The 20825-nt window shown below is 61.2% G+C and carries 24 protein-coding genes; 18 read left to right on the forward strand and 6 right to left on the reverse strand.

Going from position 1 to position 20825, the window contains the following annotated elements; genetic code table 11:
- The first annotated feature begins 9 nt into the window (after positions 1 to 9).
- From iscU to VPH41_RS06910, 8 genes are all read left to right on the forward strand, one after another.
- On the forward strand, positions 10 to 396 hold the full coding sequence (gene iscU / locus VPH41_RS06875) for a Fe-S cluster assembly scaffold IscU (protein WP_034750082.1): 387 nt from the start codon (positions 10 to 12) through the stop codon (positions 394 to 396).
- 157 nt (positions 397 to 553) lie between these two features.
- Positions 554 to 874 carry an iron-sulfur cluster assembly protein IscA gene (gene iscA, locus VPH41_RS06880; RefSeq protein ID WP_010399774.1) on the forward strand — a complete coding sequence of 107 codons (321 nt, stop codon included), beginning with the start codon at positions 554 to 556 and terminating at the stop codon, positions 872 to 874.
- A 66-nt stretch (positions 875 to 940) separates the two neighbouring features.
- Entirely contained in the window at positions 941 to 1456 is a 516-nt protein-coding gene (gene hscB / locus VPH41_RS06885; protein ID WP_287778441.1) for a Fe-S protein assembly co-chaperone HscB, read from the forward strand.
- A 109-nt stretch (positions 1457 to 1565) separates the two neighbouring features.
- On the forward strand, positions 1566 to 3446 hold the full coding sequence (gene hscA, locus VPH41_RS06890) for a Fe-S protein assembly chaperone HscA (protein ID WP_152283133.1): 1881 nt from the start codon (positions 1566 to 1568) through the stop codon (positions 3444 to 3446).
- Positions 3447 to 3517: 71 nt separating this feature from the next.
- Positions 3518 to 3859 carry an ISC system 2Fe-2S type ferredoxin gene (gene fdx, locus VPH41_RS06895; protein WP_034750070.1) on the forward strand — a complete coding sequence of 114 codons (342 nt, stop codon included), beginning with the start codon at positions 3518 to 3520 and terminating at the stop codon, positions 3857 to 3859.
- Between the two features lies 1 nt (position 3860).
- Positions 3861 to 4055, forward strand: a complete 195-nt coding sequence (iscX, locus tag VPH41_RS06900; protein WP_152283134.1) for a Fe-S cluster assembly protein IscX — start codon at positions 3861 to 3863, stop codon at positions 4053 to 4055.
- Positions 4042 to 4956: a class I SAM-dependent methyltransferase gene (locus tag VPH41_RS06905; RefSeq protein ID WP_152283135.1), complete on the forward strand. Its 915-nt coding sequence runs from the start codon at positions 4042 to 4044 to the stop codon at positions 4954 to 4956. Before iscX ends, VPH41_RS06905 begins: the two co-directional genes overlap by 14 nt.
- Before the next feature lie 205 nt (positions 4957 to 5161).
- Positions 5162 to 5920, forward strand: coding sequence for an rRNA pseudouridine synthase (locus VPH41_RS06910; RefSeq protein ID WP_328569397.1), 759 nt, complete (start codon positions 5162 to 5164; stop codon positions 5918 to 5920).
- Here the strand turns inward: VPH41_RS06910 and VPH41_RS06915 are convergent.
- From VPH41_RS06915 to VPH41_RS06935, 5 genes are all read right to left on the reverse strand, one after another.
- Complete coding sequence (locus VPH41_RS06915; protein WP_328569398.1) at positions 5917 to 6345, reverse strand: group III truncated hemoglobin; 429 nt, start codon at positions 6343 to 6345, stop codon at positions 5917 to 5919. The two genes, VPH41_RS06910 and VPH41_RS06915, sit on opposite strands and share 4 nt — an antisense overlap.
- A gap of 63 nt (positions 6346 to 6408) precedes the next feature.
- Entirely contained in the window at positions 6409 to 6942 is a 534-nt protein-coding gene (locus VPH41_RS06920) for an RDD family protein (protein ID WP_328569399.1), read from the reverse strand.
- A complete protein-coding gene (locus VPH41_RS06925) occupies positions 6932 to 7702 on the reverse strand; it encodes a DUF3106 domain-containing protein (protein WP_328569400.1) in 771 nt (256 codons plus the stop codon). The genes VPH41_RS06920 and VPH41_RS06925 overlap by 11 nt, the downstream gene beginning before the upstream one ends.
- A 2-nt stretch (positions 7703 to 7704) precedes the next feature.
- Positions 7705 to 8109, reverse strand: coding sequence for a DUF3619 family protein (locus VPH41_RS06930; protein WP_152283140.1), 405 nt, complete (start codon positions 8107 to 8109; stop codon positions 7705 to 7707).
- Positions 8106 to 8675, reverse strand: a complete 570-nt coding sequence (locus VPH41_RS06935) for an RNA polymerase sigma factor (RefSeq protein ID WP_034779551.1) — start codon at positions 8673 to 8675, stop codon at positions 8106 to 8108. Before VPH41_RS06935 ends, VPH41_RS06930 begins: the two co-directional genes overlap by 4 nt.
- Before the next feature lie 495 nt (positions 8676 to 9170).
- Between VPH41_RS06935 and VPH41_RS06940 the strand changes: the two genes are divergently transcribed.
- The 9 genes from VPH41_RS06940 to VPH41_RS06980 all read left to right on the forward strand — a co-directional run bounded on the left by VPH41_RS06940 (position 9171) and on the right by VPH41_RS06980 (position 19531).
- Positions 9171 to 10901: an acetolactate synthase 3 catalytic subunit gene (locus tag VPH41_RS06940; RefSeq protein ID WP_328569401.1), complete on the forward strand. Its 1731-nt coding sequence runs from the start codon at positions 9171 to 9173 to the stop codon at positions 10899 to 10901.
- 2 nt (positions 10902 to 10903) lie between these two features.
- The gene (gene ilvN, locus VPH41_RS06945; protein WP_010399754.1) at positions 10904 to 11395 is read left to right on the forward strand and encodes an acetolactate synthase small subunit; all 492 of its coding nucleotides are present in this window, start codon (positions 10904 to 10906) and stop codon (positions 11393 to 11395) included.
- Between the two features lie 74 nt (positions 11396 to 11469).
- Positions 11470 to 12486 (forward strand): ketol-acid reductoisomerase, encoded by a 1017-nt coding sequence (ilvC, locus tag VPH41_RS06950; RefSeq protein WP_034750044.1) that lies wholly within the window; start codon positions 11470 to 11472, stop codon positions 12484 to 12486.
- A gap of 318 nt (positions 12487 to 12804) precedes the next feature.
- On the forward strand, positions 12805 to 13626 hold the full coding sequence (locus VPH41_RS06955) for an alpha/beta fold hydrolase (protein ID WP_328569626.1): 822 nt from the start codon (positions 12805 to 12807) through the stop codon (positions 13624 to 13626).
- 220 nt (positions 13627 to 13846) lie between these two features.
- The gene (locus tag VPH41_RS06960; RefSeq protein WP_328569402.1) at positions 13847 to 15085 is read left to right on the forward strand and encodes an MFS transporter; all 1239 of its coding nucleotides are present in this window, start codon (positions 13847 to 13849) and stop codon (positions 15083 to 15085) included.
- A gap of 219 nt (positions 15086 to 15304) precedes the next feature.
- Complete coding sequence (locus VPH41_RS06965; RefSeq protein WP_152283143.1) at positions 15305 to 16060, forward strand: SIMPL domain-containing protein; 756 nt, start codon at positions 15305 to 15307, stop codon at positions 16058 to 16060.
- Between the two features lie 112 nt (positions 16061 to 16172).
- The gene (locus VPH41_RS06970; RefSeq protein ID WP_328569403.1) at positions 16173 to 16928 is read left to right on the forward strand and encodes an SIMPL domain-containing protein; all 756 of its coding nucleotides are present in this window, start codon (positions 16173 to 16175) and stop codon (positions 16926 to 16928) included.
- Between the two features lie 158 nt (positions 16929 to 17086).
- Positions 17087 to 17938 (forward strand): CDP-diacylglycerol--serine O-phosphatidyltransferase, encoded by an 852-nt coding sequence (gene pssA, locus VPH41_RS06975; protein ID WP_152283145.1) that lies wholly within the window; start codon positions 17087 to 17089, stop codon positions 17936 to 17938.
- A gap of 48 nt (positions 17939 to 17986) precedes the next feature.
- Positions 17987 to 19531 (forward strand): 2-isopropylmalate synthase, encoded by a 1545-nt coding sequence (locus VPH41_RS06980; protein ID WP_328569404.1) that lies wholly within the window; start codon positions 17987 to 17989, stop codon positions 19529 to 19531.
- A 128-nt stretch (positions 19532 to 19659) separates the two neighbouring features.
- Here VPH41_RS06980 and bamE read toward each other — a convergent pair whose 3' ends face one another.
- Positions 19660 to 20157, reverse strand: coding sequence for an outer membrane protein assembly factor BamE domain-containing protein (gene bamE / locus VPH41_RS06985; RefSeq protein WP_328569405.1), 498 nt, complete (start codon positions 20155 to 20157; stop codon positions 19660 to 19662).
- A gap of 185 nt (positions 20158 to 20342) precedes the next feature.
- Between bamE and rpsO the strand changes: the two genes are divergently transcribed.
- Positions 20343 to 20612 carry a 30S ribosomal protein S15 gene (gene rpsO / locus VPH41_RS06990; protein WP_010399743.1) on the forward strand — a complete coding sequence of 90 codons (270 nt, stop codon included), beginning with the start codon at positions 20343 to 20345 and terminating at the stop codon, positions 20610 to 20612.
- The last annotated feature ends 213 nt before the right edge of the window (positions 20613 to 20825 follow it).

The raw sequence follows: 20825 nt of genomic DNA on the forward strand, positions 1-20825 counted from the left end.
AGCATCAAAATGGCTTACTCGGACAAAGTACTCGATCACTACGAAAACCCGCGCAACGTGGGCGCTTTCGACAAGGGTGATGAAACCATCGGCACCGGCATGGTCGGCGCGCCTGCCTGCGGCGACGTGATGAAACTGCAGATCAAGGTCGGCGCCGACGGCCTGATCGAAGATGCGAAATTCAAGACCTACGGCTGCGGTTCGGCCATCGCGTCGAGCTCGCTGGTGACCGAATGGGTCAAGGGCAAGACCCTGGACCAGGCGCTGGCCATCAAGAACACGCAGATCGCCGAAGAACTGGCCCTGCCGCCAGTGAAGATCCACTGCTCCATCCTGGCGGAAGACGCCATCAAGGCGGCAGTATTGGACTACCAGACCCGTCATCCGGCAGCGTAGAGCGCCTGAGAAAACGCCCATGGCTGCGTTGCATTGCCTTGTCGTACTAGTCGTACTGCCTTCGGCAATGCGCCTTGCCCTGAACGTTTTTCAGGCACTCTAGAATTTGTTGGATTTTGATACCTGTTCCCATGTGGGAACAGGAGCGGAGAAATACATGATCACACTGACCGAAAAAGCGGCGAAGCACATCAACCGTTATATCGAACGGCGCGGCAAGGGCATGGGCCTGCGCTTTGGCGTGCGTACCACGGGCTGCTCGGGCCTGGCCTACAAGCTCGAATATGTCGATGAAGTGGCGGCCGAAGACAGCGTCTTCGAATCGCACGGCGTGAAAGTCTTCGTCGACCCGAAAAGCTTGCCTTACATCGACGGCACGGAACTCGATTTCGCGCGCGAAGGCTTGAACGAAGGCTTCAAGTTCCACAATCCGAACGAAAAAGACGCCTGCGGCTGCGGCGAGTCCTTCAGGATTTAAACAGCTGGCAAGACCCCGGTCGGTGCGCTGTACCCATCGATTGCGGTACAGCGACCACCGACCATTATGCAAAACCACTTCGAATTATTCCAGTTGCCGGCGCAGTTCGGGCTCGACATGAGCGCGCTCGACGCGGCCTACCGCGACGTGCAGGGCAAGGTCCATCCGGACCGCTTCATCAACGCCAGCAGTGCTGAAAAGCGCGTGGCGATGCAATGGGCCACGCGCGCCAATGAAGCCTACCAGACCCTGAAACACCCGCAAAAGCGCGCGCAATACCTGTGCGAGCTCAATGGCGTCGATTTGCAGACGGAATCGAACACGGCCATGCCGGTCAGCTTCCTGATGCAGCAGATGGAATGGCGCGAAGAGCTGGGCGATGCGCGGGCCGGCAAGGATGCCGACGCGCTCGACGCCCTGGACCGCCAGCTGCGCGGCGAACGCAAGGCGCTGCTGGCCCAGGTGGCCGCCCAGCTCGACGGCGGCGATTATGTGAACGCCGCGCAAAGCGTGCGCGCCCTGATGTTCCTCGACAAATTCGGCGAGGAAGTCCGGTTTGCCTACGAGGCCATCGAAGCCTGATCGTCAGACCGCTTGACCGGCGTGCCAAGCGCCAGTCTGGCCCGCGTTTTATAATGCGCACCAGGCATCAGCTGCATCACGCAAAAAAATTAATCGAGGCACGAATACAATGGCACTTCTGCAAATTTCCGAACCAGGCATGTCGACCGCGCCGCACCAGCACCGCCTGGCCGTCGGCATCGATCTGGGCACCACCAATTCCCTGGTCGCCACTGTCCGCAACAGCATCCCCGAGGTGCTCAACGACGAAGACGGGCGCTCGCTGCTGCCCTCCGTCGTGCGCTACCTGCCGAACGGCCATGCAAACATCGGCTACAAGGCCTTGTCTGCGCAAACCACCGACCCGAAGAACACCATCGTTTCCGTCAAGCGCTTCATGGGTCGCGGCCTGGCCGACATCGCCTACGCGGAAAACCTGCCCTACGATTTCCAGGATACGCCTGGCATGGTGCAGCTGAAAACCGTGGCCGGCGTGAAAAGCCCCGTCGAAGTGTCGGCGCAGATCCTCGCCACCCTGCGCCAGCGCGCGGAAGACTCGCTGGGCGACGACCTGGTGGGAGCCGTCATTACCGTGCCGGCGTATTTCGACGATGCGCAGCGCCAGGCCACGAAAGATGCGGCCCAGCTGGCCGGCATCAACGTGCTGCGCCTGCTGAGCGAGCCGACGGCCGCCGCCATCGCATATGGCCTCGACAACGCTTCCGAAGGCGTGTACGCCGTGTATGACCTCGGCGGCGGCACCTTCGACATCTCGATCCTGAAACTGAGCAAGGGCGTGTTCGAAGTGCTGTCCACGGGCGGCGACTCGGCCCTGGGCGGCGACGATTTCGACCGCCGCCTGTTCTGCTGGATCAGCGAACACGCCAAGCTGGCGCCCCTGTCGGACGAAGATACGGCCATCCTGATGGTGAAAGCGCGCGAGATCAAGGAATTGCTGTCGACCAAGTCGGAAACGATGATCGACGCGGCCCTGAATTCGGGCGAAGAGATTCATCTGCGCATCACGGCCGAGGAATTCGTCAAGATGACGGCGCACCTGGTCGCCAAGACCATGAACGCCATCAAGAAAGCCTTGCGCGACGCGAACGTGGATGCGGACGACGTCGACGGCGTGGTGATGGTGGGCGGCGCCACGCGCATGCCGCACGTGCAGCGCGCCGTGAGCGAATTCTTCCACACGACGCCGCACGCGAATATCGATCCGGACAAGGTGGTGGCGCTGGGCGCGGCCATCCAGGCGAACTTGCTGGCTGGCAACCGTGCCGCCGGCGACGACTGGCTGCTGCTGGACGTGATCCCGCTGTCCCTGGGCATCGAAACCATGGGCGGCCTGGTGGAAAAGATCATCCCCCGCAATTCGACTATTCCATGCGCGCGCGCGCAGGAATTCACGACCTTCAAGGATGGCCAGACGGCCCTGGCCGTGCATGTGCTGCAGGGCGAGCGCGAGCTGGTCAGCGATTGCCGCTCGCTGGCGCGCTTCGAACTGCGCGGCATTCCGCCGATGGTGGCGGGCGCCGCGCGCATCCGCATCACCTATCAGGTCGATGCGGACGGCTTGCTGTCCGTCTCGGCGCGCGAGCTGCGCTCGGGCGTGGAAGCGTCGATCAGCGTCAAGCCCGCCTACGGCCTGGGCGACGACGACATCGCCCGCATGCTGCAGGATTCGTACACGTCGGCCGACGTCGACATGGTGGCGCGCGCGCTGCGCGAAGAGCAGGTGGAAGCGGAACGCATCCTGCTGGCCACGCAGTCGGCGCTGGACGAAGACGGCGCCCTGCTCGATGCGGACGAACGCGCGGCCGTCGACGGCTTGATGAACAAGGTGCGCGACGCCATCGTGCAGTCGCAAAGCGGCGCCATCGACCACCAGGCCCTGAAGCTGGCGATCGAGGCATTGGCCGACGGCACCGAGGATTTCGCCTCGCGCCGCATGGACCGCAGCGTGCGCACGGCCTTGACGGGTAAATCCCTGGATCAAGTCGTTTAAAGATAATTGACATGCGCGCCGCAGGCACTCGCCGCGGCCGCGCTCCGAATGACAGACTGAAAGAAGAAACCATGCCACAAATCGTTATCCTGCCGCACGCCAAGCTTTGCCCGGACGGCGCCGTCATCGAAGCCCCTGCCGGCAAGTCCATCTGCGACATCCTGCTGGAAAACGACATCGACATCGAGCACGCCTGCGAAAAATCGTGCGCCTGCACCACCTGCCACGTGCTGGTACGCGAAGGCATCGAATCCCTGAACGAAGCGACGGAACTGGAAGAAGACATGCTGGACAAGGCCTGGGGCCTGGAAGCCGTGTCGCGCCTGTCGTGCCAGTCCATCGTGGCCGAGGCCGACCTCGTCGTCGAAATCCCGAAATACACGATCAACCAGGTCAGCGAAGGCAGCCACTAACATGAAATGGTCTGACATCAACGCGATTGCCGAGGCTTTGTACGACACGCATCCGGACATCGATCCCCTGACCGTGCGTTTCACCGACCTGCATAACTGGGTGGTGGAACTGGACGGCTTCGACGATGACCACACGCGCGGCGGCGAAAAAGTGCTCGAAGCGATACAGATGGCGTGGATCGATGAAGCGCGCTAAGGGCGCGGCGCCCGCCGCCGCGGCTTCAGTGCCGAAAGACATCATCACCGCCGCCAGCAACATGCCCGAGATCAAGGACGGCCAGTCGGTCGCCTTGCTGCAGGAATTGCACATCCTGACGCGCGACGGCAAGATGAACCAGGACAGCCGCCGCAAGCTCAAGCAGGTGTATCACCTGACGCAGTTCATCGAACCGCTGCTGCGCGAAGTGCAGCTGGACCACCCCGGCGTGTCCCTGGTCGACCACGGCGCCGGCAAGTCCTACCTGGGTTTCATCCTGTACGACCTGTTCTTCAAGAACGGCAGCGACGGTTCGCACATCTACGGCATCGAGACGCGCGAAGAGCTGGTGCAGCGTTCGCAGGAATTGGCAAAAAAATTCAACTTCCCCGGCATGTCGTTCTTGCCCCTGTCCGTGGCCGAATCGACGGAATCGAACTTGCTGCCGAAACAGATCGACATCGTCACGGCCTTGCACGCGTGCAACACGGCCACCGATGACGCGATCCACTTTGCCTTGAAGAAGAAGGCGAAATTCATGGTGCTGGTGCCATGCTGCCAGGCGGAAGTGGCATCCGTGCTGAAGAAGAACAAGGGCAAGAGCCTGGGCAAGAATGTCTTGACGGAACTGTGGCGCCACCCGCTGCACACGCGCGAGTTCGGCAGCCAGATCACCAACGTGCTGCGTTGCCTGCAGCTGGAAGCGCATGGCTACCAGGTCAGCGTGACGGAGCTGGTGGGCTGGGAGCATTCGATGAAGAATGAGCTGATCATCGCCAGCTACAAGAACCTGCCGCGCCAGCGTCCGACGGAACGCCTGCAGGAAGTGCTGCAGACCCTGGGCCTGGAAGAGATGGGCCACCGCTTCTTTGCCGAGGAACTGGCGAAGGCGCAAGCCTGATTGTTGGCTTACGCGGCAAGCCGCTAAGCTAACCTACCGGATGCACCACGTAGGTCGGATTAGCGCTCTGCGCGTAATCCGACAATCAGCAGCGTAATCCGACAGTCAGCAGCGTAATCCGACAGTCATCAGCGCAAGTCGTAAAAGGGGAGGAGCGGGTCGGTTACAATACCGGCTTTCTCCTCCCTTGCTTTTTGCGCCTCCCATGACCACACCACACGAAATGCCCACCGTCCGCCTGGCCAAGCGCCTGTCCGAAGACGTGCCCTGTTCGCGCCGCGAGGCCGAGCTGTATATCGAGGGCGGCTGGGTAACGGTCGATGGCGTGCTGGTGGAAGAGTCGGGCGCGCGCGTGGCGGACAACCAGGAAGTGGTGCTGTTGCCGAACGCCACCCTCGACGAAATGCCGCCCGTGACGATTTTGCTGCACAAGCCGGCCGGCATCAATGGCGGTGTGGGCAGCGAAGGCAAGCCGGCCCTGAGCTGCTTGCGTCCCGAAGAGATCTTCACGCCGGAGAACGTGGCGCCCAGCTCCGTCACGCGCTTCCTGAAACGCCACCTGATCGGCCTGACCATCACCAATCCGCTCGAGACCATGGCGTCCGGCCTGCTCGTGTTTACGCAGGATTTCCGCGTGGCCCGCAAGCTGGTCGACGAAGCGAAAACGGTGGAGCAGGAATTCATCGTCGAAGTGGCCGGCGCCATCATGGAAAACGGCCTGGCGCTGCTCAATCACGGCTTGCCCTTCAATGGCAAGCCTTTGCCACCGATCAAGGTCAGCTGGCAGAATGAAACGCGTCTGCGTTTCGCCCTGAAAAACGTGCAGCCGGGCCAGATCGCCCACATGTGCAAGATGGTGGGCCTGGAAGTCGTCGGCATGAAACGCCTGCGCATCGGCCGTATTTCGATGGGCGCCATGCCGTCAGGGCAGTGGCGCTATCTGCAAGGCTACGAACGCTTCTAAAGCTGCGGCGCCGTGATGGCGTGGCTTTCTGCAAAGCTTTTCCATAGCCGTTCGGCAATATTCAAGGCGATGGTATCGGCCTTCTCTTGCAGGGCCGCATTGCCCATGCTTTCCGTCGTGGCAAAGAACAGGGTCAGCCAGCGGCGGAACATGCAGGGCGTGAGGTGTTCCATTTGCGCGTGCTGGGCCAGCGGCTTGCCGTGGTAGCGCATGGTGCCGCGCAGCAAGCCTGACCAGAAATCGACCAGTGTGGCCAGGTGGGCATCCCAATCCTTGACCTCGGCGGCAAAGATGGGGCCCAGCATGGCGTCGTCGCGCGCGGCTGCATAGAAGGTGTGGACGAGCAGCTTGACTTCGTCTTCGCTGCAGACTTCCGCGCGGTATGGGGCGAAACGTGTGTGGGGGAGGGGGGAGGTATTGTTCATGGCACGCCATGATCGCAGAGCCCCCGTGGCGCTTCAATGACCCAGGTCAAGCCGCATAAAAACTCAGGCGGCGACTTTCTTCGGTTTCTTGGCGGGCGCCGGCAATTGCACGATCTGCGTGCCCACCAGCTTGTCGTGCAGGAATTGTCCATTGCCCGTGAACAGGGCCGTGGCCGACCAGGCCAGGATGCCCGCGCCGATGGCGCCCAGGGCCGTCCAGTGCTGCAGGTCGAAGACATACGCGGCCACCAGCGCGGGCAGCAGCCACATCCAGGACAGCACGTAGCGGCAGGCGGCCACGCGCAGCGGCACGTGGGCGTGGCCCGGCAGCACCAGTTGCAGGCGCCAAGTCTTCATGGCCAGGGTTTGCCCTTCGCGGCTCCATTGGTGGATGAAATACGCGCCCATGACGAGGAAGGCCAGGCATTGGCGCATGTGTTCCGTCAACGGCGTATGCGCGCCTTGCACGGCCAGTTCGAACAGCAGGAAGGGCAGGAACAGCACGGCCAGGGCCAGCAGCGATTCGTACACCATGGAAATCAGGCGGCGCTTGATCGTGGGATGGGTGATGCTGGCGGCAGGCGTGCTATTTGACATTGGTCGGCAGTGGGGCAGGCGTGGTCGGTGGCGTGACGGGCACGGTGGCGGGAGTCGCGGCAGGATCGGCGACGGGCACGCTTGCTGCTGCGGGAGCGGGCGGCAGGGCAGGCGCAGGCGCAGCGGCGACGGGCGCTGCCGGCGTGGCAGGCAGCAGGATCGGGGCCGGTTTGCTCGTATTCGAATTGATCGCAGGCACTTTTTCCAGCGGCTTCTTCGGCACGAGTTCCGTCGCCAGCTTTTTCTTTTGATCTTCCGGCAACTGCTGGTATTGCTCCCATTGCGCGGTCTTTTGACCAGGATCAATTTTTTTCGTGCGCGCATAGTTTTCGCGCACGAGACGGCGTTGCTCCGGCGTCAGCTTGATCCATTCGCGCATGCGTTCATGCACGCGGGTTTGCTCGTCCGGCGTCATGGAGGCAAAGCGGTTGGCGATATCGAGCCATTTCTGCTTGCGCAGCGCTTCGAGCTTGTTCCATTCGCCCGCCAGCGGCTGCAGGGCTTCCTGCTGCGCGCGCGACAGCTTGTTCCAGGAGGGGTTGTCGCTGGCCTTGGGCGGCGTGCCGCCCTTGCCGGACGTGCGGGGCGAGCCGGGTTTGACGGCGGGGGGCGGTGCCACGGCCGCTGCAGGCGTGGCCGCCACGGGTGCAGCGGCAGGCGGCGCCTGGTGCTGACCCATCCAGGCGGCGCCAGCCAGGGCGCAGGCGCCCAGGCCGATGCCGCCGGCCAGCCAGCCTTTGCGTACGCTCAAGCGTGCCATGCTTATTGCTCGCGTTTCGTCAGATAGGCATTGAAGCCATGGTCCATATAGGCGGAGAGCGGCAATTCGTCCGACAGCACGGCGGCGTCGATTTCTGCCAGTTCGGCAATATGTTGTTCTTGCTCAAACTGATAGATGCCCACCATGCCGCCGACCAGCAGCAGCAGGGGGATGACGACGCTCATGCGGCCCAGCCACGACAGCGGTTCGACAAACAGGCTGCTGGCCACGCCGGCAAACACGTTCTGGCGCACGGTGACGGCGGCGGGTGCGTCCGCCTTCTTGCGCGACAGGGCCAGCTTGCGTGCCGCGGCCAGGCGATCGGTGGCCGATGCGGGCAGGTCGTCGAGTTTTTCGTTCAGTGCATGGCGCACTTTGTAAGCGAAATTGAGATCGTCGGTGTTCATAATTTTATTCCCTTGGCTTTCAGCGATTCGGCGAGCGTGTGGGTAGCTCTAGAGCAATGTGTTTTCACGCTACCTTCGGAGCAACCCATCGCTTCCGCTGTTTCAGCCACATCCATGTCCTGCCAATAACGCATGAGGAAGGCTTCGCGTTGACGTGACGGCAGTTTTTGTACCTCTGCATCAATCAAATCAAGGATTTGCGCGCGTTCGACCTGGTCGGCCGACGATTCGGCGGCGCTGGAGCCCTGTTCCGATTCATAAGTGTCAAGTATATCAAAATCCTCATGCTCGTCGCCCGAGGGCTTCATGCCGGAAAACAGGCTGACCCAGGTGTTGCGAACTTTTTCTCGGCGGAAATAATCGAGTATGGTGTTCTGCAAGATGCGCTGGAATAGCATCGGCAGTTCGGCGGCCGGCTTGTCGCCGTACTTCTCGGCCAGCTTGATCATGGCATCCTGCACGATGTCGAGTGCCGATTCTTCCTTGCGGACCGCGTAGGCGGCTTGCTTGAAAGCGCGCCGCTCGACATTTTCTAGAAAGTCGGATAATTCTTTGTCTGTTGCCATGCGGTATGGGGGATCTTAGCGGCTGCGGGGGCGGTGGGCGAAATGGGGCGGGTATGCTTTTTGCAACCCCGTGCATGCTAGCAAAAAATGTGCGTTTCCGCAGAGTTTTTGCACGGCGTGCGCGCAAAAAGCCCATTCGGCTGACATTTTCCTTGACCATAATGGTGCGACGCGATACCGTATAGGACGCTTTGAACACCCCAAAGCCCTATGGTCAGGTCGCGACCGGCACACAAGGCCATCCGCGGCAAGACGCGCTTTCATTTGTAGGCAGTTTGTTCTAACCCGCGCCACAAGCGCGAGCGGTTCGTACAGGCGCCACAGAAACTCCGGCCAAACGAGTTGCGTTAAGCGTTGTTTTGTAAGGTATCTATGGGTGCCCAAAGAAATTGCGTGACCGCATGAAAAGGGAAGCAGGAGCACTGTCGCGCACAGCGAACTTCGTCAGGAAAGAACATCCGATCAATCTCCAATGGACCTTGAAAGGAATGTTTCATGAATACCGAAGCAGCAGCAGGACCAATTACGGGCGCAGAAATTGTCGTGCGCTGTCTGGCTGAAGAGGGCGTCGAGCACGTCTTTGGATATCCGGGCGGAGCCGTACTCTACATCTACGACGCCATCTTCCAGCAAAACAAATTCCAGCATATCCTGGTACGCCACGAGCAGGCCGCGATCCACGCCGCCGATGCCTATTCGCGCAGCTCGAACAAAGTCGGTGTCGCCATCGTCACGTCCGGTCCGGGCGTCACGAATGCCGTCACGGGCCTGTCGACCGCGTACATGGACTCGATTCCCATGGTGGTGATCTCCGGCCAGGTGCCGAGCCATGCCATCGGGCAGGATGCGTTCCAGGAATGCGACACGGTCGGCATCACGCGCCCCGTCGTCAAGCACAACTTCCTCGTCAAGGATGTCAAGGACCTGGCGGCCACGATCAAGAAAGCCTTCTTCATCGCCCGTACCGGCCGTCCGGGACCCGTGCTGGTCGATATCCCCAAGGATATCAGCATGCACAAATGCCATTTCGACTATCCGAAGGAAGTCGAGATGCGTTCCTACCGTCCCGTCGACAAGGGCCACTCGGGCCAGATCCGCAAGGCCGTGCAGCTGTTGCTGCAAGCCGAACGCCCGATGATCTACACGGGCGGCGGCGTGATCCTGGCGAACGCATCGGCCGAGCTGAACAAGCTGGTCGACCGCCTGGGTTTTCCGTGCACCAACACCTTGATGGGCCTGGGCGCCTACCGTGCCTCGAGCGAGCAGTTTGTCGGCATGCCCGGCATGCACGGCACCTACGAAGCGAACATGGCGATGCAGAATTGCGACGTGCTGATCGCCATCGGCGCCCGTTTCGATGACCGCGTGATCGGCAACCCGAAACATTTCGCCTCGCATCCGCGCAAGATCATCCACGTGGACATCGATCCATCGTCGATTTCCAAGCGCGTCAAGGTCGATATTCCCATCGTCGGCAACGTCAAGGATGTGCTGATCGAATTCCTCGCGCAACTGGACGCGGCCGAAGCCAAGCCGGACGTCAATGCATTGAGTAACTGGTGGAAGCAGATCGCCGAATGGCGTGGCCGCGAATGCCTGAAGTACCCGACCTCGGACCTCGTCATCAAGCCGCAATCGGTGGTCGAGAAAGTGTTCGAGATCACCAAGGGCGACGCCTTCATCACGTCCGACGTGGGCCAGCACCAGATGTGGGCGGCTCAGTATTACCGCTTCGACAAGCCGCGTCGCTGGATCAATTCCGGCGGCCTGGGCACCATGGGTGTCGGCTTGCCGTACGCCATGGGCGTGCAGATGGCCAATCCGGACGCCACCGTTGCCTGCATCACGGGCGAAGGCTCGATCCAGATGTGCATCCAGGAGCTCGCCACGTGCAAGCAGTATCACCTGACGCCGAAGATCATCATGCTCAACAACCGTTTCCTCGGCATGGTGCGCCAGTGGCAGGAAATCGATTACGGTTCGCGCTATTCCGAGTCGTACATGGATTCGCTGCCCGACTTCGAAAAGCTGGCCGAGGCATATGGCCACGTGGGCATGAAAATTGAAAAACCGGGCGACGTCGACGGCGCCCTGAAAGAGGCGTTTGGCATGAAAGACAGGCTGGTATTCATGAACTTCATTACCGACCAGTCCGAAAACGTGTGGCCAATGGTGAAAGCCGGCAAGGGCCTGTCCGAAATGATGCTCGGCTCGGAGGATCTCTAATCATGCGCCATATTATTTCTGTCTTGCTGGAAAACGAAGCGGGCGCCCTGTCGCGCGTGGTGGGCCTGTTCTCGGCACGCGGCTACAACATCGAAACCTTGACCGTGGCGCCGACGGAAGACTCGACCCTGTCGCGCATGACCATCGTCACCAGCGGTTCGGACGACATCATCGAGCAGATCACCAAGCACTTGAACCGCCTGATCGAGGTGGTCAAGGTGGTGGACTTGACCGAAGGCCAGCATATCGAACGCGAGTTGATGCTGATCAAGGTCCGTGCCGTGGGCAAGGAGCGCGAGGAAATGAAGCGCACCGCCGATATCTTCCGTGGCCGCATCATCGATGTCACCGAAAAGACGTACACGATCGAACTGACCGGCAACAAGGTCAAGCTCGACGCGTTCATCGATTCGATCGACCGCGCCGCCATCCTGGAAACCGTCCGTACGGGCGGTTCCGGCATCGGCCGCGGCGAACGCATCCTCAAAGTATAAAAATATAAGCAGCTCTACGCGGCCCTGGCGCCGCATTTAAAACAACAACGCATCATCAAATTATAGGAAATACCATGAAAGTTTTTTACGACAAAGACGCTGACCTCTCCTTGATCAAAGGCAAAAACGTTGCCATCATCGGCTACGGTTCGCAAGGCCACGCGCACGCGCAAAACCTGAACGATTCGGGCGTCAACGTCACCGTCGGCCTGCGCAAGGGCGGCGCTTCGTGGACCAAGGTCGAGCAAGCGGGCTTGAAAGTAGCGGAAGTCAACGACGCCGTGAAAGCGGCCGACGTCATCATGATCTTGCTGCCAGATGAAAACATCGCCCAGGTCTACAACGAAAACATCGCCCCGTTCGCCAAGCAAGGCGCCGTGCTGGCCTTCGCCCACGGCTTCAACGTGCATTACGGTCAAGTCGTGCCACGCGCCGACCTGGACGTGATCATGGTCGCGCCGAAAGCCCCGGGCCACACCGTGCGCGCCACCTACACCCAGGGTGGCGGCGTGCCCCACCTGATCGCCGTCTACCAGGATAAATCGGGCATCGCCCGCGATATCGCCCTGTCGTACGCATCGGCCAACGGCGGCGGCCGTGCCGGCATCATCGAAACGAACTTCCGTGAAGAAACCGAAACGGACTTGTTCGGCGAACAGGCCGTGCTGTGCGGCGGCGCCGTGGAACTGATCAAGGCCGGTTTCGAAACCCTGACGGAAGCGGGCTACGCGCCGGAAATGGCTTACTTCGAGTGCTTGCACGAACTGAAGCTGATCGTCGACCTGATCTATGAAGGCGGCATCGCCAACATGAACTACTCGATCTCGAACAACGCCGAATACGGCGAATACGTGACGGGCCCGAAAGTTGTGACATCGGCCACCAAGGATGCGATGCGTCAATGCCTGAAAGACATTCAGACGGGCGAATACGCGAAGAGCTTCATCCTGGAAAACAAGGCAGGCGCACCGACCCTGATCTCGCGCCGCCGCCTGACGTCCGAGCACCAGATCGAAGAAGTGGGCGCCAAACTGCGCGCCATGATGCCTTGGATTGCGAAGAACAAGATGGTTGACCAGTCGAAAAACTAAACATTTTTTGCGGATTCACCATGAAAAGCCGGCGCAAGCCGGCTTTTTTTTCGTCAGCGATGGCGGATGCTTCCCGCCTGCCGCGCATTGACTCATGCTGGATTTTTGTCAATGCTGCGCGGCAGCGCGGCCTGCCGGTGTTACCCTGAATGCTGCCGGTTTCGGCACCATCTTGATCAGGAGGCACACGTGCACACGATAGCCCTGGCTTCGCTCCCAACTCGTCTGTTGGGCCTGTTTCTGACCACCGTTCTGACCTTGTTTTCCTTTAGTCACGCGCAGGCGGGCGTTCCCGCCTATCCCAAGAGCTTCAAGACCATGAATGTCGCCACGCCCGACGGCACGATCCACGTGCGCGTGGGCGGTTCCGGCCCGGCCGTGCTGTTGCTGCACGGCTTTGGCGATACGGGCGACATGTGGGCGCCGCTGGCGGCGGCGCTGGCTGGCGAGCACACGGTGGTGGCGCCCGACTTGCGCGGCATGGGCCTGTCTTCGCGTCCGGCGGGCGGCTATGACAAGCGCACCCAGGCGGCCGACATGCGTGCCGTGCTCGACAAGCTGGGCATCGACCACGCCGACGTTGTCGGGCACGATATCGGCACGATGGTGGCATACGCGTATGCGGCCCGCTACCCAGACAAGACGGACCGGCTGGTCGTCATGGATGCGCCCGTGCCCGGCATTCCGCCGTGGGAACAGATCGTGCGCAGTCCGCAACTGTGGCACTTTTCGTTTGGCGGCCCCGATGCGGAACGCCTGGTGGCGGGGCGCGAGCGCATCTACCTGGACCGCTTCTGGAATGAATTCGCCGGCACGCCAGCGAAGATCGACGAGGAAACGCGGCGCCATTACGCCAAATTGTATGCGCGCAAGGGCGCCATGCATTCGGCCTTCGCGCAATTTCTGGCGATCCCGCAAGATGCCGAAGACAATGTACGTTCGATGGCAAGCAAGCTGACCATGCCCGTGCTGGCGATCGGCGGCGCCAAGTCCTTCGGCGCCAACGAGGCCGTGGTCATGCGCAATGCCGCCACCAACGTCACGGAACTGGTTGTGCCCGATGCGGGCCACTGGTTGATGGAAGAGCAGCCGGCCGCGACGGTGGACGCCATCCAGGCTTTCCTGCGGCGCGGCAAATAAGGGCGCTGCCCCGGTCCCTTGGAAACCGGGTTTTCTTGCGGAGCCCGGTTTTTTCTTGCCCGCCTCCTGTCTTTTCATATTCCTATATAATCCCGCCCTTCCTTTGCAGTTTTACATGGACTGCATCTGTTTCGGTATCTGCCGACCGCAACGCGCATCACCGCTTTCGTAGCACGCCAGGCGCTAGTTATTAATCGCCTGCGCAACCAGAAGGACCCCTATGACTGACCGCACTACCGCGGCAGTGCCCATGCCGGGCGCTGCAGAATCTTCCATTTCCGATCGCCTTCCCGTCCTGGCCTTGCTGGCCCTGGCCATGACGGCGTTTCTTGCTCTCTTGTCGGAAACCTTGCCGGCCGGCTTGCTGCCGCAGATTGCCCGCGACCTCGGCATTTCCGAGGTCATGACGGGCCAGCTGGTGACCGTCTACGCCATCGGCTCCATCCTGACGGCCATTCCCCTGACGGCGCTCACCAGCACCTGGCGCCGGCGCAATGTCTTGCTGCTGGCCATCGTCGGCTTCCTGATCTTCAATACGGCGACGGCCCTGGCACCCAACTACCTCGTCGCCCTGGTCTCGCGCTTCGTGACGGGCATGGCGGCCGGGCTGGCCTGGGGCTTGATGGCCGGCTATGCGCGCCGCATGGTGGGTGTCGAGCAGCAGGGCAGGGCGATGGCCATCGCCATGATCGGCACGCCGCTGGCCCTGTCCCTGGGCGTGCCCCTGGGCACCCTGATGGGCGGCATGCTGGGCTGGCGCAGCATCTTCGGCATCATGTCCGGCCTGGCCGTGGTGCTGGTCGCGTGGGTGTTGCTGGCCGTGCCCGATTATCCGGGGCAAAAGAACGGCGAACGCCTGAGCATACGCCAGGTGTTCATGACGCCGGGCGTGCGGCCGATTCTGGCGGTCATCGTTGCCTGGATGCTGGCGCATAACATTTTATATACGTATATCGCGCCATTCCTGGCGCCGTCGGGCTTGCGTCCCCGCGTCGACCTGGTGCTGCTCGTGTATGGCGTGGGCTCGCTGGCCGGCATCTGGCTGGTCAGCCAGCTGATCGACCGCTGGCTGCGCAAGCTCGTGCTGGGCTGCATCGCCGCGTTTGCGCTGGTGGTGGTGGCGCTGGGCCTGGCGATGGACGTGCCGGCCGTCATCTATATCAGCATGGCCATCTGGGGCGTCACCTTTGGCGGCGCCGGCACTTTGCTGCAGACGGCATCGGCCGATGCTGCCGGCGACGGCATGGACGTGGCGCAGGCCATGGTGGCAACCATCTGGAACGTGGCCATCGCGGGCGGCGGCCTGGCGGGCGGCATGCTGCTCGACGGCTATGGCGCGGCCTCGTTCCCGTGGGCCATGCTGGCCTTGCTGCTGGTGGCGCTGGCCATCGCCTGGCGCGCGCGGCGGCACAGCTTCAAGCCGGGCCGCCGCAGCGGCGGCGTGGTGGCGGGGCATTGATATCAATGTTATATAAAATAACGTTGTTATTTAAATGTGAGCAGATGTGACTGGCTGACGCATTTTGTGACGATTTGTTAATTTGCGCCACGGGAATGAATGAGGCGTTAGAATCTACACAGTTTGACAAGTTTCTCAAGCGCATGTGGCACCGCAGTTCAGTACGGCTGCCGCTGCATGCCTTGTTGTCAGCCATTATTAACCACCTAGGAGTACCCTATGACCGTGATGAAATCCGTCCTTGTTGCCGCCGCTGCCACCGTTGCCTTGAGCGCACAAGCCCAATCCTTGCCGACCAACGGCACCCTGGTGGTCGTACCCGCATTTGGCGAAGTCAAGCATGTTAACGACCAGGTCGTCGCGACGCTGGCCGTCGAAGAACAGGACAAGGACAAGGCAGCCGCCGCGTCGCGCGTGAACCAGAAGATGAACAAGGGCATCGCCATCGTCAAGCAGGCCGATCCTTCCGCCGCGCTGAAATCGTATGGCTATTACACCTATCCCGTGTATCCGGAAGAGCGCCCATTGCCAGCCGGCGCCGTCGCCAAGCCACGCTTGCCTACAGCCTGGCGCGTGGGCCAGTACCTGGAAGTGACGACGGCCAACCTGGCTGCGCTGCCAAAAACCGTGTCCGCAGCGCAAGGCGTGCTGACCCTGAATGGCTTGAATTTCGGCCTGAAGCCGGAAACCATCCGCGTGCTGGATGACCAGCGCATCGCCGCCACGTATAAAAACCTGAACGAGCGCGTGGCCGCCATCGCCAAGGCCATGGGCCGCAACGTTTCCGACGCCGTGCTCGATACGGTGGACTTCGAAGGTTCGGGCAACTATGTCACCGAAAACCGTGCTGCCGCCGCACCGATGATGATGCGCAGCGCCAAGATGGCCGATGACAGCGCCGTTGCCGAACCTAGCTTCGAGCCAGGCGAAACGACCCTGGACATGCGCGTCGTCGGCAAGGTCAAGTTCAAGTAAGCACACGTTTGAGCTGCGTAAAGCGGTAGTTTTCCGCAGTAGATTGTTTGAAAAATCATGGGGCTTCTGGCCCCATGGTCGTTTTTGCCCCATTATTTTCCAGGAGAATACTATGACCGTCATGAAATCGTTGCTGGCTGCGGCCGTTGCTACCGTTGCCCTGGGCGCACAAGCCCAGGCCTTGCCCACTGCGGGCACCCTTGTGGTGGTGCCCGCGAATGGCGAAGTGGTGCATGCGAATGACCAGGTGACCGTCACCCTGGCCATCGAAGAGCAGGACAAGGACAAGGCTGCCGCCGCCTCGCGCGTGAACCAGAAGATGAACCAGGGCGTGGCCATCGTCAAGAAAGCCGATCCGCAAGCCGTACTGAAGACCCAGGGCTACTACACGTATGCCGTGTATCCGGAAACGGCGCCTTTGCCGCCGGGTGTTGCCGCCAAGCCGCGCGTGCCGACCGGCTGGAGAGTGGGCCAGTATCTGCAGGTGACGACGACGAATCTGGCCGCCTTGCCGAAAACCGTGTCCGCGGCACAAGGCGTGCTGACCCTGAACCGCCTGAACTTCGGCCTGGCGCCCGCCACCATCCGCAAGCTCGACGACCAGCGCATCGCTGCCGCCTACAAGAACCTGAACGAGCGCGTGGCCGCCATCGCCGGCGCCATGGGCCGCAACGTCAATGACGCCGTGATCGATACCATCGATTTCGAAGGTTCGGGCAACTACGCGCAACGCGTCAACGTGGCCGGCGCGCGCAACATGAGCGCCGATATGGCGGCTTATGGCGGCAGCCAGGTGGCCGAGCCGAGTTTCGAGCCGGGCGAAACGACCCTGAACATGGGACTGGTAGCGAAAATCAAGTTCAAGTAATCATGTGAATGGCCTTCAATGTTGCCAGGTTTGCTCCGCCGCGCTTTTCTTTGGCGGCGGCTCCTCTATAATGGCAACATCGGCAGGCGCATGGTGTAATGGCCGTGCGCCCGTCATCTGGCACCGAATCCCCGGCAGTACACAAGATATGGAACAACATGGCAAACTTCCCCCGTCGTAGAGGCAAGAACGGCACCCCCGCAGCATCCAAAGCGTCCCGCTTCAGCAAATTCGTGCGCCAGCCGGTGACCGATGGCACTGGCAAGAAAACCTTGCGCCGCCGCGGCATCTACCTGTTGCCGAATGCCTTCACGACGGCAGCCCTGTTTTGCGGCTTCTACGCCATCGTCATGGCCATGAACCAGAAATTCGAACACGCGGCCTGGGCCATCTTCATCGCCATGATCCTCGATGGCCTCGACGGCCGCATCGCGCGCCTGACGAATACGCAGAGCGAATTCGGCGCCCAGTACGACAGCCTGTCCGACATGGTGTCGTTTGGCGCCGCCCCGGCGCTGGTGATCTATGAGTGGTCGCTGCGCGGCATGGGCAAGCTGGGCTGGCTGGCTGCCTTCGTGTATTGCGCCGGCGCCGCCCTGCGCCTGGCCCGCTTCAACACGAACATCCAGGTGGTCGACAAGCGCTTCTTCCAGGGCTTGCCCAGTCCGGCGGCAGCGGCCATGGTGGCCGGCTTCATCCTGCTGATGAACGACCTGGAATTTGCCGGCAACCAGCTGGCCTGGGTGTCGTGGACGATCGCCCTGTTCGCCGGCCTGACCATGGTCACCAACGTGCCGTTCTACAGTTTCAAGGATGTGAATTTCCGCAAGTCCGTGCCCTTCATCGTGGTATTCCTGCTGGCATTGTTCTTTGCGCTCATTTCCATCGACCCGCCGAAAGTGCTGTTCCCGATTTTCGTCGCCTATGGCCTGTCCGGCTACGCCGTGTTTTTCTGGCGCATGGCGAAGGGCAAGCCCGTCAGCATCATCCAGACCGACCCCGAGCATTGATGCGCCGAGTCGGTAGCGCCGCCAGTCTTCAGCCAGCCAGGAGCAGCCATGAGCACCAGCAACCGACTCATCATTTTTGATACCACCTTGCGCGACGGCGAGCAATCGCCGGGCGCTTCCATGACGCGCGAGGAAAAGCTGCGCATCGCCAAGCAGCTCGAACGCATGAAGGTCGATGTGATCGAAGCGGGCTTCGCCGCTGCCTCGCAGGGTGATTTCGAGTCGATACGGGCAATCGCGGGCGCCGTGCGCGAGTCGACCATCTGTTCGCTGTCGCGCGCCAACGACCGCGACATCGCCCGCGCCGCCGAAGCGCTGGCGCCAGCCGAGCGCAAGCGTATTCACACCTTTATTGCCACCTCGCCCCTGCACATGCAGATGAAGCTGCGCATGACGCCCGAGGAAGTCTTGCTGCAGGCGCAGAACGCCGTGCGCTTTGCCCGCCAATTCACGGACGACATCGAATTCAGCCCCGAAGACGGCAGCCGCTCCGACGAGGATTTCCTGTGCCGCGTGCTGGAAGGCGTGATTGCCGAGGGCGCCACCACCATCAATTTCCCCGACACGGTGGGTTACGCCGTGCCTGAAATCTTCGGCAATACCATCAAGCGCCTGCGCGAACGCATACCGAATTCCGATAAAGCCATCTGGTCTGTTCATTGTCACAACGACCTGGGCCTGGCCGTGGCCAATTCGCTGGCCGGCGTCATGATCGGCGGCGCGCGCCAGATCGAATGCACGGTCAATGGCCTGGGCGAGCGGGCCGGCAATACGGCGCTGGAAGAGGTGGTGATGGCGCTGCGCACGCGCGCCGCCTATTACAACCTGACGGTGGGCATCGATACGACGCAAATCGTGGCGGCATCCAAGATGGTGTCGCAGATCACGGGCTTTGCCGTGCAGCCGAACAAGGCCGTCGTGGGCGCGAACGCCTTTGCGCACGCTTCCGGCATCCACCAGGATGGCATCTTGAAGGCGCGCGAAACGTATGAAATCATGCGCGCCGAAGACGTGGGCTGGACGGCCAACAAGATCGTGCTGGGCAAATTGTCGGGCCGCAATGCCTTCAAGCAGCGGCTGCACGAGCTGGGCATCGCGCTGGAATCGGAAGCGGACATCAACGCGGCCTTCATCCGCTTCAAGGAGTTGGCGGACCGGAAATCCGACATCTTCGATGAAGACATCATGGCCCTCGTCAGCGAGGAACAGCAGGCGCAGGAGAGCGAGCACTACCGTTTTATTTCGCTGACGCAGCAGTCGACGACGGGCGCCGTGCCCCGCGCCCGCGTGGAATTTCTCGTCGGCGGCAAGCAGCTCAGCTGCGAAGGGCAGGGCGACGGCCCCGTCGACGCCACCGTCAACGCCATCGAAAGCGCGGCCGCCAGCGGGGCGGAACTGGTCTTATTCTCCGTCAATGCCATCAGCACGGGCACGCAGTCGCAGGGCGAAGTAACGATGCGCTTGTCGCGCGACGGACGCATCGTCAACGGCGTGGGCGCCGATCCGGACATCATCGTCGCCTCGGCCAAGGCGTATCTGTCGGCGCTGAACAAGTTGCACGCCAAGGATGAGCGTATCGACCCGCAGCCCTGATCAAACCTACTGCGCGTCGCGCCTTGCGGCCGGCGATGCTCATCGTGCTTCAGCACGGCTGCGCTTCTCGGCCACAAATCACTGCCGCTCTCTACGGTTTTATCAGGCGTCGTTACGCCGGTAATGTTTTACCAGAAGAAACGCCGCTCTTCCTTGTCCGGGTCGGGCCCGTTCATCATCATGCGCACGATGCCGTCGTGGTCGAAGTGCACATGCATCATGGAATCCCACACGCCCGATTCCTTGTAGCGGTAGGACCAGACGTAGAGCTTGGGCAGCGGCAGGTAGGATTTTTCCGTCGGGCGGCCCAAGGTGTGCAGCACGTCCTGCTGGGTCGATACGCCCACCTTGATGCGGGCAAAGCCCGGCGTGTCGAGCACTTGCTCGTAGGAAATTAACTTGTCGTCGGGACCGAAGCGGGCCATGTAGGTGTACTGGCCGTACGGTCCCGTCGCGTATTCCAGTTCCAGCCCCGTGGGCAGCTGGTAGATGCTGGTCGGCCGGCCCAGGCGCGCTTCCACGGCGGCGCGCGGTTCGCCCGCCTGCGGCGGCGGGGCGTTCCAGCTGGCGCAGCCGGCCAGCGCGGCGAGCAGCAGCGGTGTTGCTAATTTGAGCAGCTTTTTCATGTTTGACCTCCTGAAATGCAGGAAAACCCTATCATGCACCGAGAAAAGCGCGCACGGCAGGATACAGGCGGGCATTTTTCCGATATACTTGCGCGTCTGGTTGGAAGCATCGGCCAGTATTTTAATAATCGTAGTTCACGGTGGATAGGGTTCAGACTCTGTGCACCGCATGTGAAAGGTTTATCATGACAGTAGAAAACATCAACAAAGCCGCTATCATCGCGGACAACGCACGTGGTCAAAACGACACCGGCTCCCCTGAAGTGCAAGTTGCATTGCTGACAGCTCGCATCAACGAACTGAACGGCCACTTCAAAGCCCACTCGAAAGATCACCACTCCCGCCGCGGCCTGATCATGATGGTCAACCGTCGTAAGAGCCTGTTGTCCTACCTGAAGGCTAAAGACGCTACCCGTTATCGCGACCTGATCGCTAAACTTGGTCTGCGCAAGTAATTTTTGCCGTACAAGGTTTATACAGAAATGCCTGCGCCAGTTCGCTGACGCGGGCATTTTGTCATTTGAATTCCGGATTTATATCCGTAAGTGAAGTATTCTCTTACCGATATCATGTTTTAGCAGCAATGTAGCAAAGGTGGTAACAAGTAAAGGCAGCATTTTTACGCCGCCTGTGGTGAGGTGAACGACAGCCCCTGAAAATCTGTCGGC

The sequence above is a fragment of the Janthinobacterium sp. P210006 genome, from assembly GCF_036231885.1.
Taxonomy (GTDB): Bacteria; Pseudomonadota; Gammaproteobacteria; order Burkholderiales; family Burkholderiaceae_D; genus Janthinobacterium; species Janthinobacterium violaceinigrum.